Consider the following 13,849-nt stretch of genomic DNA (forward strand, 5'->3'; position numbering starts at 1 on the left):
AGGGACAGGGCGAGCGAACGACAGAGTCGGGAAGGCCGCGAGGCGACTCGACACCCCGAACACCGGGATCACCGCTCCGGCGCGACCGCGTGGACGAGCGTCTCGCAATCCGTCGTGAACCCCTCGACGGAGAGGGCTCGCTCGGGACGGTCGATGACCCAGCCCAGGACCACCTCGGAGACGCGCGCGACCAGATTCGTGCTCTCGTCGAACCCCTGCCAAACTCCCTCCAGGCTGTCGCATTCCATCCAGTAACGGATTCGATCGCGGTCGTCACTCGCCCGTTCGGCCCGGTCGTAAAATCCCGTCTCCGTCCACATCTGCTCGTCCTCGATCACCGGCCGGGACCACTCCTCGAACTGTCGCTCGATTCTGGTGTCCCGCGTCAACCGCATCAGCCGCGTCAGCGCCCGCATGAACCACGTCGCGGGCCCACCACGAAGGCCCCAGGTCACCAGATATACCTCCGGGACGGCGGCGGGGCCCTCGTCGGCGACGAGAACCTGCGGGGTCCCCTTCGCCCGGCGGTCGGCTGCCTGTTCCGAATCGCGACCTTCTCCATCCCCCTCCCGGGTATCGGCGCTCCGGACGTAGCCACGCGGTCGATCCGGATTCGTCGCGTGAACCATCAGCGGTCCGTCCTGCCCGCCGGGACCGAACACCAGCGGAGTGGCCGCCTCGAGCAACTTGCTCGCGTTGCCCGCCAGCAGGGGACTCTCCCGGATGGCTCCGGCTGGGTCCTGGAAAGTAGACGTTACGTCGTCGGCGATCTCTACGAACCACCACAGTCTCGGGCCGTCACGTCCCCGTCCCAGGCAGACCGTGACCGTCAGAACGCCATCGTGGGGGAGGAGTGCCTGCATACCGCGGTCTGCGTCCGCCTGGGCCCGTGAGACGACACCCTCCCGCAGTTCGTCGGCTTCGCCGGCGTGGACCGGGAGGCCGACCAGGTAGGCGGTCGGCATCAGCCAGCACCCCCGGTCCGGGGGTTGGCCTCGGGAACGCGCCAGACCCGGCGGGCGAGCCAGCAACTCCAGCCCGCGAGCGTCAGCAGGACCAGTAACTCCACGCCGCCGTAGCCCGGCCGGGCCCACGCCGGTCCGAGGTCGTACGGGAGCCAGCCCACGACAGCGAGGGTTCCGAACCCGACGCCGATACCGGCCGCGCGCCGGTCGCCGGCCCGCCAGTCCAGAGCCGCGAGGAGCCAGGGGACCAGCCAGACTCCGAACAGGGCGATTCCAGCGGCCACCTCGTGGGCCGCACCGGGAGCCCGGAAGACCCCAGCCGCGGCGAATCCGAGAGCAATCGCTGCGTAGCCTGCGCCAACGACGGGGTGTCGACCTCGAGCCAGGAGCCAGGCGAAGGGAACCCCCAGGAGACCCGACGCCACGAGCCCGCCGTTCAGCAGCAACGCCGCCGGGTCACTGGCCTGCCCGATGGTCGAGAATGGTTCCGCGGGCCACCTGTAGGTCGGCGAGGCGACCGTCGCCGCGATGACCGTGCCGAGCAACGCACCCGGGAAAGCGATGCCGCTTACTGTCTGCCACCGAATCGAAGCCACCGCCATATGGATTCAGTCGCGCCCGGCGTGAACCGCGCTTTCCCGATGCACTTCCTGGTTTTAAGTGCGGACCCGCCAAAGTCCTCGCCGTGAGGTCCATCCGCGTCGTCCTCCACTTCGACGAGGACGCACTCCACCCGATGCACGCCCACGTCTGTGAGGCACCGTACGTGGAGCGGGAGGCCATCCTCCAGGGTCACGGCCCCGCCGACACCGGGACGATGGTGTTGTACGTGGAAGGCGACGCAGACGCATACGAGGACTGGCTGGCGTCTGTGCCCCATCTCGAATCCTACACGCTGAGCCCCGGTGACGAGGCGGGCTTTTTCGTCTTCCTTCAGGAGCGCCTGGACGCCGACGACCCGTTGGTCGTGGCCTTCCAGCGCGAGAATCTCATCGTCGTGCCGCCGGTGGAGTTCCGAAGCGACCGCACGATCCGGCTGTCCCTCGTCGGCGGGTCGGGGGACCTCCAGGCAGCTCTCGACGCGCTCCCCGAGGGTGTCACACCCGACGTCACTTTCGTCGGGGACTTCACTGCGAGCGTCGGTGACCGGCTGTCAGAGCGCCAGCGCGAGGCCGTCGACGCGGCCTGGGACGTCGGCTATTACGAGGTGCCCCGCGAGGCCGGCATCGAGGCCGTCGCGGCGGAGCTCGACTGTGCCATCTCGACAGCTTCGGACCTCCTCCGGCGTGCGGAGTCGCGGCTCGTGGCCGACGCTCTGGACCGCTCCCGGTGACGCCTCCCTCGGGGCGCGTAGCCGAGGGTCGGGACTGACGAGGACTCCTTCGGTGTGGACACTATAGCCCACACCCGGTCGTTCTCACGCAATTCGACGTACGCCATATCCGAGTACCGGAGGGGTTTTGTAGCGATGGCACATGATGATAGACGGACGGCACGGTCAGCCACTCGCCTTTCAACTCGCGTGGTTTCCACGTGTAGTTTCCGCTGGCTGACCTACCCCGTCTCTCTCACAACGACGAGCGACTGCTATTCCATCCCCAGACGACGCCGGATTGAGAGCCTTGAATGTGCACGCTTCCTGACCAGGTGAGCTAATCGGCCCCCGATGACACAGGCCTCGTGCGGATGGTTCTCTGACGCGCTCGAAATACCTGGGAGATGATGTTCTCTGTTTTAACAGTGGATTTTGCGTGAACTGGGGTGAATTTGTGCCTGACCTGTGCCTGATCTCGGCAATCGACTAAGTCAATTCACCGGCGAATGTGTTTTGCATGCCCTCAGACATCTCTCGGAAAGCGTTCCTTCGTGCAACTGGTGTCGCACTCACTGCGGCTATCGCCGGGTGTAACACCTTGACTGGTACTAGCGGACCGAAGACAGATACACAGACGACTATCGAGAACTCTCCACAAGCTGAACAGCAGGACGAGAGCACCCCGACGTTCGGGAATTTCTACGTCGGTAATCCAGACACAGACGATAGCACAGTCATCGATGGGCGTGCGGAAATCGTGTACAGCCAGCCCACTACGACTGCTGAAAAATCTCCGGTCGTAATGGTGCCTGGCCTCGGGTTGTCGCCATACATCTACCGCACCACGCCGGACGGACGACGTGGCTGGATGGAGTACTTCGCTGAAGCTGGCCATCCAGTGCATGTATTCAATCCCCCACGAAACGTTGATTCAGGCGGTTTAGATACTGTTGCCCTCCAGAACTCAGACTCTGCGTCACTCTCTCGATGGTCTCTCGATCGAGCATGGCCGACGTGGGGATTCGGCCCCGAGTCCGGAACTCCGTACGAGGACGTTCGATACCCAGTCGAATCGGTAGACCAACTCGTTGCGTCATTCCCCGCGTACGTCAGCACCGGTGGCGGTGGTGGCGGTAGGCAAGGCGGAGGGCAGAACGGAAGGCGTAGTGGGAATCAAAACGCTGCCTCTGGGAATTCGACTGAGACAACAGCCGGGAACCAGACTGGGGCAGCGACCGGAGGTGGTGGGGGAAGTCGGTTCGCATCACCACGTGAGACTGCTGCTCTAGAGGCACTTCTCGACCGTGTTGGTCCGGCAGTGCTGCTCGTCCATTCAGCGGGCGGTAGTTCCGGATTCGCGGTCGCACAGACTGTGCCTGACCTCGTTCAACGGATCGTCGCAGTTGAGCCGGTCGGCGCTCCGACCGACCCGCAAACTGTGGCGGAGATGGGTGGTGATGCGCCCTTCATGGGTGTCTATGGCGATTATGTCGACGAGCGTGGGCACACAGGTCGCAAGAAGGCGACACAGACGACTGCAAATCTCGCGAGAGAGACGAATCCGGCATCGACGCTACTCAGCCTTCCGGACGAAAGTATCTCCGGAAATACGCATCTCCTGATGCAGGACGACAATAACGGCGAAATCGCTGACCGAATTATCGCCTGGATTGGCGACTAATTCGTGAGAGTAGCGTCGCTCGGGCTGAGACAGAATGTATTTGCACCGAACAAATGAATACTCGATAGATGCGGCAGTTGCTCTGGTGGCTCATTGGTGGGTCTCGTGGAGGCCGCAATCGGCTTCGTATCCTCCGCGCACTCGACGACCAGCCACGAAACACCAATCAATTGTCGAATGACCTAGGTTTGAACTACAAAACAGTGGAGCACCACCTCGAAATCCTCGAAGAGAACAATATCGTGACGACAAAGGGTGACAATTACGGGCAGATGTACTTCCTCTCAGACAGAATGATGAACAACCTCGATATCATGGAAGACGTGGCGGAACAGGCTGGAGTTGAGGATGATTCGTAACTGGACCGAGAGCCCCCTTGGAACGACAGTGGCGAGTGCCATCATCGCGGGAGGTATCGCACTTGTTGTCACACTGTCCTCATCACTTCCATCTCATGGTCCTCCGTCGAGGTCACTGTCCTCACAGGTTGAACTGCTCATTCAGATGGAGGTGTTCTTTACAACCCTGAACCTCGTGTTGCTGCTGACACTCGCAGCCATCTACGTCCAACTGTATCGCGATCTTCCGAACAAGTACACAGCAAGCCTGCTCGTGCTAAGCCTTGCGCTGCTTCTATACGCGGGTACGTCGAATCCATTAGTCCACAACGTCTTGGGCTTCCGTCCCCGTCCAAATATTGGCGCGTTCGTGTTTCTCCCGGACTTCTTCATTGGACTTGCAATCTTGATTCTCCTCTATCAGAGCCAGACCTGACTTCAGAGGAAGGCAAACGGCTTCTCTGTCCCACCGTACATGGGTCTTGTAGCGCGTTCCTGGCATCATGGAGACTCGTTGCCGTTCTCCCAAGGTGTCCTACAACAGTTCTCATACCCATTTTTGCCCCTTTATCTGCTGATACAGAGGGCAGACTTAGTGTTTTGAGAGTGGATCTAGAAAGCCTGTTTGACCTCTACAAGCGCGTGGGCATCATTGTAGAGTGTGCTGAGAGGGGACGAATGCATCCACACCCCTGCGGGGAAAATGTGAAACTGGCTTGAGCGGAAGTACCATTATTGAGCGGGAACAGTCCGCCACCAGCGAGTGGGTAGTCGCCGCTCTGTGGGTCGCCCTGTTGGCCAGTACCCTCTACAGGCTTGCGATAGACGATGATAGCTTGTTCCAACTGATCACTGCCGCTCTGTTTACGTTAGCGAGATTCACCCTCCTTGTACAGAGATGGCTCGCGTCGAAACGACGTATCGGTTGAATCGGTAGCATCGGCGAGACACTTACCCGCATCAAGCCCGTAACAGGATTGTGCCCTCCCTCCTCGAGAAACTCTTTGGCAGCCGCCGGCGTCTCGATCAGTGTACCGAGTGTGGAGAACCTGTCTTTCCGGGCTCTAAACGGTGCAACGCCTGTCGCAGTGAATAATTGCTCTCCGCTCCACCCTCCTCAAATAGTATCCTATGTCGGTCACCCTGTCGGACGTGTTCCGGCGCGAACCGAGATTCGTTAATTGCAAGATAAGCATGCGCACTGGTCGTGGAGTTTCCTCCAAGCTCTCATAGCTATTGAAATAGCTGTGCTGCATACAGAGCGCGTATCTCGCACGTCCCCTCCCCCAAGCGTTGGTGTTGGAACCGTTCGATACAGAGATGTGCACTCAGCACCCCCACGCCATATCCTCCAGTACCTCAACGCTGAACCAACTACACAGCGAGTACGCCTTGCTTGTTTCACAGCTGGGACATAGAAGCGGTCTGCAGGCGCTTACGCGAATCCGATACACACTCAGGAACAGGGAGTAAGCGAGCCACCACGTTCGATGGTCGCTGTATAACAAAGTGTCAGGTAAGGATATCCGAACACTGAGAGATGCGTCGGTGACGACGCCCGGCCTGCGCAGGGAATCCGTTCCAACACATGCGAAAGAAAGAATTCGTCTACCTTCACGAGTTATTCTCCGTAGTCCGTACCGAGTACGAACGACAGTTGGGGCACAGTATCGACTGTGCCGAGTATGAACGGCTTGAGGTTCGCCCCAGCTCGTTCAATCAGTCGAAGACCAAGCACAAGGAAGCGGTGTGCGCGTTAGCGAGCGATCTCTCCACGGCCATCACCGAGCACTCCTCGTCTGAGACGAAGCCCGACCAGCGCAGACCATACAAATCGGCCGACCAGCGCTCCAAGCCATAGCTCTCTGCCTCGGGCTCATTTATCCAATACGGTGCGATCTGCGACACTCTCTGCAAGATACGCGCGGTATATCGAGGCCTTTGATATCTCTCGCTCCGACGAACTGTTCCAAGAGCTGAGCACCAAGCGCATCGGATGTATCTTGAGGCCTCATATCGATAAAAAAGGTGAGACGGTATGAGGCCAGACACATCAGATGACGAGACTGGCGAAGAGGCGCTCACTGCTGATGCGCTAGTAACCCAACTTGAGCAGGTCAAAGCGCAGGCGGTCGAAATGCTCGAACAGAAAGAAGCGGAGATGGAGCGTCTTCAAACGGAACTTGAGGCGGAACGCGAGAAACGAGTCGAGTGTCAGGAGCGGTTCGAACAGGTCGAAAAAGATGTCGAAGAACTGCAAGAAAACTACGTCCCAATCAACGCTGTCGAAACCGTGCTTGTGAAACAAGGCGTTTCCAACGAGACCGTCGACGACGTAATTGAAGCAGCTCGCGCCGTTGAGGACAATGCCGAAGCAAACGTCAACGAGTAGCCTCTTACTTCAGCATCTCTCGGCAACAGGAATTTCTCCATCTACTCGAGTGCTGCCAAGGAGAACTTGACCGACTCAGAGGATGGATTCAGCAGTCAGGCATTGTTGGTTCCACACCGATGCCGATGAACCCGCTGGTCAGTAAGCATGCGCACTGGTCGTGGAGTTTCCTCCAAGCTCTCATAGCTATTGAAATAGCTGTGCTGGATACAGGGCGCGTATCTCGCACGTCCCCTCTCCCAGGCGCTGGTGTTGGAATCGTTCGATACAGTGAAACATTGCATTTTTATCCACCCTCGCAAACCGATAGACGCATGCCCTCCAGCAGATGTCCGCCAAGACCAGCAGTAGCAGTTGCACTGGTCATACTCGTGGCCTTGTCCGGTTGTGCAGGTCTGACCGATACTGAACCATCGACTGCTGAGACCTCTGCTACGACACCGTCGCCGACACCGGCGTCCTCACCCGCTCCGACAGAGACATCAATCCCGTCGACAGAGGGGAGTCCGTCGGCGACACCAACAGTTACCCAGACACCAATCTCGACCCCGGTAACGACACCGACCGCACCATCGAGTGACCGACTCGCTCCAGGGATAGCTGAGTCCGGCGTCCAAAATGTAACTAAGGCCATCCTCGCCCACCAGAGGGTCGCGGTCGAGACACCGGGCGTAGTCACTCACACAACGGACTCGACAATCGGTGGGCAGACCGTGGTTGCAACGGTTCGCGTGACGGCAGCGAGGAATCTCACACGAGTCCAGTACGTGGCACAGGCCCAGAATACAATCGATAACGAGACGGAGAACAGAACGACGGTCATTGCCGCCAACAAAACATCGGTGAGGCAATACACTGTCAACGCCGGGAACGTTACGCTGGACAACCGACGGGAGCGAACCCAACTCTTTGACCGGGCGCTGCGCGGGCTCTCGACAGCAACGAGTCCACTACAAGGAACGCTTCGGCGTGGGAACTTCACCGTCACTAACGTCACCGACCGAGGCGACACCAGCCTCCTGACCCTTCGTGCCGCCCGATATGCGGGCGGGCAACTGTACAATCCACAGAATGTCGTGGCGTACAATGCAACAATCCAGCTTACTACCGACGGGCTTGTTCGCTCTGCAACCGAGCGTATCGCCGTCCAGAGAGATGGCAGAAGCGGGCAGTACAGTCTCACCTATCGTTTCGACGAGCGGCCGGTTGCACTCCCACAAGTCCCCCAGGTTCCTGCGGACATCCAAGCCCAGTCAAATGCGAGCCTGAACCGGTGACAACGGGGAGGTACGGATTCGGACGGCAATTGACCTGAACGGGTCTGTCATAGAATGCTTGTAACACGGTGCTTCTGACGGTTCGGCTCTATCAACACAGCCCCCCCCACAGTAACGGACGGTCTGGTCGCCAGTCGAACGGAGTGGCTCTGTGTCGTTGCTGGACCTCTCTGGCCTCGCAACCAGAAACTTCTATGACGAGCCCGAGAAGGGGGATGCGGACGGGCCTGATATGGTGACTGAGTCGCGCTCTGTATGCAGCAGCGCCTACGTCAACTACTCAACCTCTGTCAATAACTCTGTGACCGATAGAGAGGATGCAGTCAGCAGCCAGCCATCGTTGGTTTCAGACCGATTCCTTTAATCAGCTGTTAGAACGAGCGTGCGCAAGTACCTTTTTCCGCCTCGGGTGCGCTCGCTTCACTCGCCCACCGCTCGGCGCAAAAATCTACGCTAAAAAGGCTGAAGCCTCACTTTGTTCGGCTTCAGTGGACCGCGCTCGTGCTGCTCGCGCGGATGCTCAACCGCTCAGTAGTCAACCTGTATCGACCGCTCAGTGACCTGCGAACTGAACAGGTTTTGGTTCGATAAACGGACGGAGCTACCTATGTCGTAATGTGCCCGAATTCGACCGTCTCAAAATCACCGTTTCTGGCATCTAACCGAAGAGTTCATCGTTCCATGTAGGGGACAAGATATTGTTGGCCGAGAATCAATGACAGTTCCTACAAACGAGATTCCATGTGTTCGATAGCGGTCCAGATGTCAATAATACGGACGCGACCTTCGTAGTGCGTATTTTCGATCACACCAGTAATCGCTTCCTCGGCGTTCCGGTCGTCCATCAGAATCCCGACGGACTCGTGCGATGTTGAGCCGAGGAGCATCACCGCAACTGCAGGGAGTTCCGAATCCGTCTTCCGCAACTCATCCGGATCCATCTGCTCGAACTCTGCTAACCGCTCATGCACTCGATCCATTACCTCGCCAGCACGTGGCCCGTCGTGGACGCGGACGCCGGGTTGGACCTCTCCTGCGAGCGTAATCCAGTCCGTCGTGTCCGCTCGGTCAACCCAATCGACGCCGATGTAGCCGTGTTGCTCAGTGAGTTCTTCGACGACACCGCGACTCAAGTACAGCTCTATACCTTCCGTTTTGACGTACTGCATGAACGTCTGGTACGGGTCGCTGTCCGTGCCACCGAGCGTTCTGAGGAAACTCGTATCGAGGACGAGTGCGGTTGGGAACGGCGACGGGTGGGCCTCACTCATCGCTGCGCTGGTAGGGTGCCTGGTCGAGCGCTCGGTCGTGGACATCTACATCGAACGTGACATCGTCGAGCGTCGGATCGTGCGTGCCTACGATAGCGATAATCCGTTCGATTGCCTGCGTGACTGCAATCCCTTCGACAGCAGGCACATCAAGGGCGTCCGCAGCACTGCGCCGTGTCGTGTTCCCTTTCAAGTACTCTATCGTTGCCGTGACGGCGGGTGCGAGTGCTGCCTTGCCGTGCCGGTCAACGAACAGTTCGAGGTCGTCATCAACGCTGGTGGCTCCATAGACAGCGATAATGACGGGACCGAGTTCGACCGTCGTTTCACCAGTCCAGTGACCGCTTACAGGCTCGGCACGCCAGAGTGCTGACCCGTTTTCGTACTCGTCGAGTTCCGCTGCAACGCCTAACTCGGCCAGCGCGTTTGCGTACTTGTACGCGGTGCTTTTCGAGAACCCCTGGCGGTCACGAGCGGCGGTGACTGTCGTTGGGGAATGAATCAGGAGATCCGTGTAGAACCGCGCGAGTTCAGGCGTGTCCAGCAGTTTCTGGAACACGAAGAACTGCCGGGCTGACTGCCCGGTATCCGGTGGGTTGGTGGGTGGTGACGCGTCCGACATAGTCTATAATACACGAACTATAAACTAAAGCCTTCGGGCGGTGTTGCAGAAGTCGTCGCACACGTGAGTGACGACGAGTGCGATGGCAGTCCCGCCGAACACCGCCGCGAGTGGGGGACGTTGCCTCCGGGGAATGCTCGTGCTGTGACAAGTGTTCAGTAAGGTTGCAAACTCCTCAATTGGGAATCGTCCATCACTACTCCCGGTTACTCAATCCTGCACCTATTGCAGCACCGAGTGCCACTCCGAGTGCGAGCCACAGTCCGAGGTTATCCGTAGCAGAACCGATAGCGACTCCGATTGCAATCCCAATCGCTATCCCACCCCCCATGCCTTTTCCGCTCAATGCTGTCTCACTTTCCTCGCTCATGTACTATCATCTGACTGTAGGAAGTGGTAAGTCAGCACTGTCTGGGACGTCATAATTCTTCGTTCCCGTACTGGTAGGTCGGACGAACGTCCTCGAGGAACTCGCCGTCGTAGGGGACGCGGTTCGCCACGGTTCCGCGGAACGCCTGCCGGAACTCATCTGTTTCTATCCCCCAGGTACACCGTCTAGGAATCGGGAAGTGCCCGCCTCGAAACTACTCACCGTGCGGAATCAGGTGAATCGACTCTCGCGGGATCAGCACCTGAACGTCTGACCCGTTCTCGAGCGCCAGCCGTTCGAACGTCGGCGGCCGAACGTTTGCCGTGAGCGTGAGCGACCCCGCGTCGATTTCGATATCGAGCCGGTACTCACTCCCCTCGTTTAACCACCGAACAACCGTCCCCGTGACTGTATTCGCCGTTCGGTCACCGTCGGCAACGTAGGGTGCTTCGACCTCCACCCGCGATGGATGGATACAGACCGTTACGCTCGACGGACGAATATCCGACTCGGTCGTCTGGAACTCGAGATCGCGTAACCGAACGTGTGAGCCGTCTGCTGTTCGGTCGGTCACCGTCCCGTCGTAGAGGTTCTCGTTCCCGGTAAAGCGGGCGACGAACCGACTCGCTGGCCGGGTGAGCACCGTCGACGGCGAGGCAACCTGCTCCAGGTCACCGTCCCGAACGATGGCGAGTCGGTCACCGAGGGCCGTCGCCGTCCGCTGGTCGTGCGTGACGTAGAGAATCGGGATTGCGAGCGAGTCGAACAGGCTGTGCAGTTCGTCCCGGAGCCGTTTCCGGATCGATGCGTCGAGACTCGACAACGGCTCGTCGAGAAGGAGTACGTCCGGGTCGGTCGCCAGCGTCCGCGCGAGGGCAACTCGCTGGCGTTCCCCACCAGACAACGTCGGGGGCTTTCTATCGAGGACCGCCTCTATTTCGAGAAGCGTCGCGAGCTCGTCGACGCGCTGGCTAGCTGTTGCCGCGTACGCGATGTTTTCCCGGGCAGTCATGTGTGGAAAGAGCGCCCCCTCCTGGAACACGATCCCGACACGCCGGTCCTCCAGGGGCAGGCCGACCAGGTCTCGCCCGTCGACTCGAATTGCTCCCGAATCCGGGTCGGCAATACCGGCGATCAGCGAGAGCAGCGTCGTCTTGCCGCTTCCGGACGGGCCCAGGACGGCGAGCACTTCGTCGTCGACCGTCAGGTCGACCGGGCCGAAGTCAAACTGGCCGTAGGCTTTGCGCAATCGAGCGAGTTCGAGTGTCATTCCCATGGGTTCGAGGCGACGATGTGGAGAATCAACAGCGCCACAGCGGCGATCAGCAGCAACAGTATCGCTACCGGATAGGCGTTGTCCAGACCGAGTTCGATAAACGATGCCCAGATCTGGACCGGCATCGTCCGGGGATAGTACGCCATCATCATTGTCGCGCCGAACTCACCGATCGCTCGTGCGAAGGCGAGGGTCACACCAGCGAGAATCCCCGGACCGGCCAGGGGCAGCGTCACGTGGCGAACGGTTGTCCAGCGACCTTTCCCCAGCGAGTGAGAGGCGTATTCGAGCGTCTGGTCGACGCTCTCGAAGGCTGCTTTGGCCGTCACAACCACGAACGGTGAGGCAACGAAAATCTGGGCGAGTACGACTCCGGCGAGCGAGCGTGTGAGCGGGAACCCAGCAGCGACAGCGGCTTCACCGACCGGTGAACCGGGGCCGAAGACGGTCAGTAACACGATGCCGCCGACCGTCGGGGGGAGTATCAGGGGGAGGACCACGACTGCGAGGACGAGCTTCGTCACAGCTCCGTCGTTGCGTGCGAGCCAGTACGCGAGTGGCAAGCCAAATAGCGTGGCGACGACTGTGCTGATCGACGCCGACAGAAGCGACGTGGTCGCCGAATCCACCACGGTGGGATTTGTCATCCGGGCGAGGATGTCGCCGGGCGGTACCGAGAGAAACAGCGAGATCATCGGGATGACGTAGTACAGGAGCAGCATGCCTCCAAGGACGAGCGTAATGCTGAACCAGTCGAGTCCGAACCGAACCGTTCCTGACCGGGTCGAGTTTGAGCGCGTCGCCATTTAGATCAGGACAGTGCTGTCCGAGCCCGTCGAGGATGCCGCTTCGGTTCCTCTGTCGAGGCGGGATCGGTTTTCGGTCGGTCGGTCAGTTGCCTGTCGGACGCGCTGGGGCACCTCGCCCGTATAGGCAGGGAACTGTTCGCGGACGAGAAACCCGTGTTCTTGGAGGTAGTTCCCTGTCGTGTGGGCGTCGAACACGGAGACAGCGGCGTCGCTTACGTGTCGAATCGTAGATCCGTAGCTGATGACCCCGCCCTGGATTTCCTGGCCAGTCGGCAGCGTATACGAGGTCGTCGAGTACCACTCCTCTTCGTACTGTGGATTACTCAGATTGATCTGGTCCGGTAACTCGATGTACTCGTACTCACGTTCGGCCGCCATGTTGCGGTAGGCGATAGCGGCATCGATGGAACCGGTCTCGAACTGGCTGAGCAACGACGTTTCGGGATAGATCTGGTTCCGCTGGAGGAGCTGTTCGCTGAGGTTCGATGCGTCGTCGTAGTACCGTGAGGCGAGTTCGAGCATGAAGAGGGTCCGATATCCCAGCGGGTCCTGGTCGGGGTCGGTTCGACCGACGGTCACGTCTCCGTCGGCCATCGGTTCGTACCAGCGCTCGGGTCCCGCCGCGGCCAGGCGCTCCCCGCCGTCTGTGTTCGGATTGTACGCAATGACGACCGAGTTGCTGGCAAACACGGAGTGCCACGACGGTGAGAGTGGGTCGTCGAAGAGCGCGACGTCGGCGACCGAGACGATGTCGGGATCGCGCTGGCCCTCGTCGATCAGACGAGCGACCGTCGCCGAGCCGTGCGCCTCGCTCTCGACCGGCACGTCTACGGCAGGCTCGAGTCCGTTCACTACCGCATTTTGGAGGCTGCCAGCCGTGAGGATGGTGATCGCCGTCGGCTGACTACCACCCTGACTGCGCTGACCGGTGCAACCCGCCGAACCTGCGACGGCCGCCGTCCCAGCAGTCAGGAGAAACCGTCGCCGAGTACTGGCGCTATCATTCACTATATGAGAGTGGAGAAGCGTTTGAGAAAAAAGCTTATCTCAAACACATCTGTTTAACTCTGTATGGTCTCTGCCGAATCGACGACGTTGACCGAACGACAGGTAGAGGTACTCGAACTCCGAGAACAGGGGCAGACCCAACAGGAAGTGGCGGATCGACTGGGAACGACGGACTCGAATATCAGTGCGATCGAACGGGCGGCAGAGGAAAACATCCAGAAGGCCCGTCGGACACTAGAACTCGTCCGGACAGTTCGGTCACCGATCCAGTTTTCCGTTTCCCCGGGGACGAGTTTCGACGAGCTGGTCGCTCGCGTCTACTCACACGGAGACGAGGCCGGCATCAAGATAGCGTACTGTCGTCCGGAGCTCTATACACATCTCTACGGTGTGCTCGAAGAGTGTACGAAACAGAACGAGCTGAAGACAGCGATTGATGTCGGGATTACCAACGAGGGCGAGGTGCGAGTCTTTACGGAACATTCGGTGTGACAGCCACGTTCAGGGCGGAGATGAAGCCGACCA

The 13,849-nt window shown here is 59.6% G+C and carries 15 protein-coding genes; 8 read left to right on the plus strand and 7 right to left on the minus strand.

What is annotated here, in order from left to right:
- Positions 1-68: 68 nt before the first annotated feature.
- Positions 69-965, minus strand: a complete 897-nt coding sequence (locus tag WDJ57_RS19165) for a hypothetical protein (protein ID WP_338902585.1) — start codon at positions 963-965, stop codon at positions 69-71.
- Entirely contained in the window at positions 965-1,567 is a 603-nt protein-coding gene (locus tag WDJ57_RS19170) for a DUF998 domain-containing protein (protein WP_338902587.1), read from the minus strand. The genes WDJ57_RS19165 and WDJ57_RS19170 overlap by 1 nt, the downstream gene beginning before the upstream one ends.
- 83 nt (positions 1,568-1,650) lie before the next feature.
- Here WDJ57_RS19170 and WDJ57_RS19175 point away from each other — a divergent pair, with 83 nt between their 5' ends.
- The 7 genes from WDJ57_RS19175 (at position 1,651) to WDJ57_RS19200 (ending at position 7,968) form a co-directional block, all read left to right on the plus strand.
- Positions 1,651-2,298, plus strand: a complete 648-nt coding sequence (locus WDJ57_RS19175) for a helix-turn-helix domain-containing protein (protein ID WP_338902589.1) — start codon at positions 1,651-1,653, stop codon at positions 2,296-2,298.
- A gap of 1,354 nt (positions 2,299-3,652) precedes the next feature.
- Positions 3,653-3,961, plus strand: coding sequence for a hypothetical protein (locus WDJ57_RS19180; protein ID WP_338902590.1), 309 nt, complete (start codon positions 3,653-3,655; stop codon positions 3,959-3,961).
- Positions 3,962-4,029: 68 nt separating this feature from the next.
- Positions 4,030-4,320, plus strand: a complete 291-nt coding sequence (locus tag WDJ57_RS19185) for an ArsR/SmtB family transcription factor (protein ID WP_338902592.1) — start codon at positions 4,030-4,032, stop codon at positions 4,318-4,320.
- The gene (locus WDJ57_RS19190) at positions 4,310-4,735 is read left to right on the plus strand and encodes a hypothetical protein (protein WP_338902593.1); all 426 of its coding nucleotides are present in this window, start codon (positions 4,310-4,312) and stop codon (positions 4,733-4,735) included. Before WDJ57_RS19185 ends, WDJ57_RS19190 begins: the two co-directional genes overlap by 11 nt.
- 1,152 nt (positions 4,736-5,887) lie before the next feature.
- Positions 5,888-6,160 (plus strand): UPF0058 family protein, encoded by a 273-nt coding sequence (locus WDJ57_RS21695; protein WP_380630225.1) that lies wholly within the window; start codon positions 5,888-5,890, stop codon positions 6,158-6,160.
- Between the two features lie 177 nt (positions 6,161-6,337).
- Complete coding sequence (locus WDJ57_RS19195; RefSeq protein WP_338902594.1) at positions 6,338-6,691, plus strand: hypothetical protein; 354 nt, start codon at positions 6,338-6,340, stop codon at positions 6,689-6,691.
- Positions 6,692-7,458: 767 nt separating this feature from the next.
- Positions 7,459-7,968 carry a hypothetical protein gene (locus tag WDJ57_RS19200; RefSeq protein WP_338902595.1) on the plus strand — a complete coding sequence of 170 codons (510 nt, stop codon included), beginning with the start codon at positions 7,459-7,461 and terminating at the stop codon, positions 7,966-7,968.
- 725 nt (positions 7,969-8,693) lie between these two features.
- Here WDJ57_RS19200 and WDJ57_RS19205 read toward each other — a convergent pair.
- The 5 genes from WDJ57_RS19205 to WDJ57_RS19225 form a co-directional block, all read right to left on the minus strand.
- Entirely contained in the window at positions 8,694-9,239 is a 546-nt protein-coding gene (locus WDJ57_RS19205) for a hypothetical protein (protein ID WP_338902596.1), read from the minus strand.
- Complete coding sequence (locus WDJ57_RS19210) at positions 9,232-9,861, minus strand: DUF7437 domain-containing protein (protein ID WP_338902598.1); 630 nt, start codon at positions 9,859-9,861, stop codon at positions 9,232-9,234. Before WDJ57_RS19210 ends, WDJ57_RS19205 begins: the two co-directional genes overlap by 8 nt.
- Before the next feature lie 584 nt (positions 9,862-10,445).
- Entirely contained in the window at positions 10,446-11,501 is a 1,056-nt protein-coding gene (locus WDJ57_RS19215; RefSeq protein ID WP_380630234.1) for an ABC transporter ATP-binding protein, read from the minus strand.
- Positions 11,498-12,313 (minus strand): ABC transporter permease, encoded by an 816-nt coding sequence (locus tag WDJ57_RS19220; RefSeq protein ID WP_338902601.1) that lies wholly within the window; start codon positions 12,311-12,313, stop codon positions 11,498-11,500. Before WDJ57_RS19220 ends, WDJ57_RS19215 begins: the two co-directional genes overlap by 4 nt.
- The gene (locus WDJ57_RS19225) at positions 12,314-13,168 is read right to left on the minus strand and encodes an extracellular solute-binding protein (RefSeq protein ID WP_338902602.1); all 855 of its coding nucleotides are present in this window, start codon (positions 13,166-13,168) and stop codon (positions 12,314-12,316) included.
- 219 nt (positions 13,169-13,387) lie between these two features.
- Here WDJ57_RS19225 and WDJ57_RS19230 point away from each other — a divergent pair, with 219 nt between their 5' ends.
- The gene (locus WDJ57_RS19230) at positions 13,388-13,816 is read left to right on the plus strand and encodes a Tfx family DNA-binding protein (protein WP_338902604.1); all 429 of its coding nucleotides are present in this window, start codon (positions 13,388-13,390) and stop codon (positions 13,814-13,816) included.
- The last annotated feature ends 33 nt before the right edge of the window (positions 13,817-13,849 follow it).

It is taken from the genome of Salinibaculum sp. SYNS191 (assembly GCF_037338445.1).
Taxonomy (GTDB): domain Archaea; phylum Halobacteriota; class Halobacteria; order Halobacteriales; family Haloarculaceae; genus Salinibaculum; species Salinibaculum marinum.

Bases quoted from the DNA above. Each gene is read 5' to 3' on its own strand.
- WDJ57_RS21695 (WP_380630225.1), top strand. From the start codon at position 5,888: ATGCGAAAGAAAGAATTCGTCTACCTTCACGAGTTATTCTCCGTAGTC.
- WDJ57_RS19185 (WP_338902592.1), top strand. From the start codon at position 4,030: ATGCGGCAGTTGCTCTGGTGGCTCATTGGTGGGTCTCGTGGAGGCCGC.
- WDJ57_RS19195 (WP_338902594.1), top strand. From the start codon at position 6,338: ATGAGGCCAGACACATCAGATGACGAGACTGGCGAAGAGGCGCTCACT.
- WDJ57_RS19205 (WP_338902596.1), bottom strand. From the start codon at position 9,239: ATGAGTGAGGCCCACCCGTCGCCGTTCCCAACCGCACTCGTCCTCGAT.
- WDJ57_RS19220 (WP_338902601.1), bottom strand. From the start codon at position 12,313: ATGGCGACGCGCTCAAACTCGACCCGGTCAGGAACGGTTCGGTTCGGA.
- WDJ57_RS19210 (WP_338902598.1), bottom strand. From the start codon at position 9,861: ATGTCGGACGCGTCACCACCCACCAACCCACCGGATACCGGGCAGTCA.
- WDJ57_RS19190 (WP_338902593.1), top strand. From the start codon at position 4,310: ATGATTCGTAACTGGACCGAGAGCCCCCTTGGAACGACAGTGGCGAGT.
- WDJ57_RS19165 (WP_338902585.1), bottom strand. From the start codon at position 965: ATGCCGACCGCCTACCTGGTCGGCCTCCCGGTCCACGCCGGCGAAGCC.
- WDJ57_RS19215 (WP_380630234.1), bottom strand. From the start codon at position 11,501: ATGACACTCGAACTCGCTCGATTGCGCAAAGCCTACGGCCAGTTTGAC.
- WDJ57_RS19170 (WP_338902587.1), bottom strand. From the start codon at position 1,567: ATGGCGGTGGCTTCGATTCGGTGGCAGACAGTAAGCGGCATCGCTTTC.
- WDJ57_RS19230 (WP_338902604.1), top strand. From the start codon at position 13,388: ATGGTCTCTGCCGAATCGACGACGTTGACCGAACGACAGGTAGAGGTA.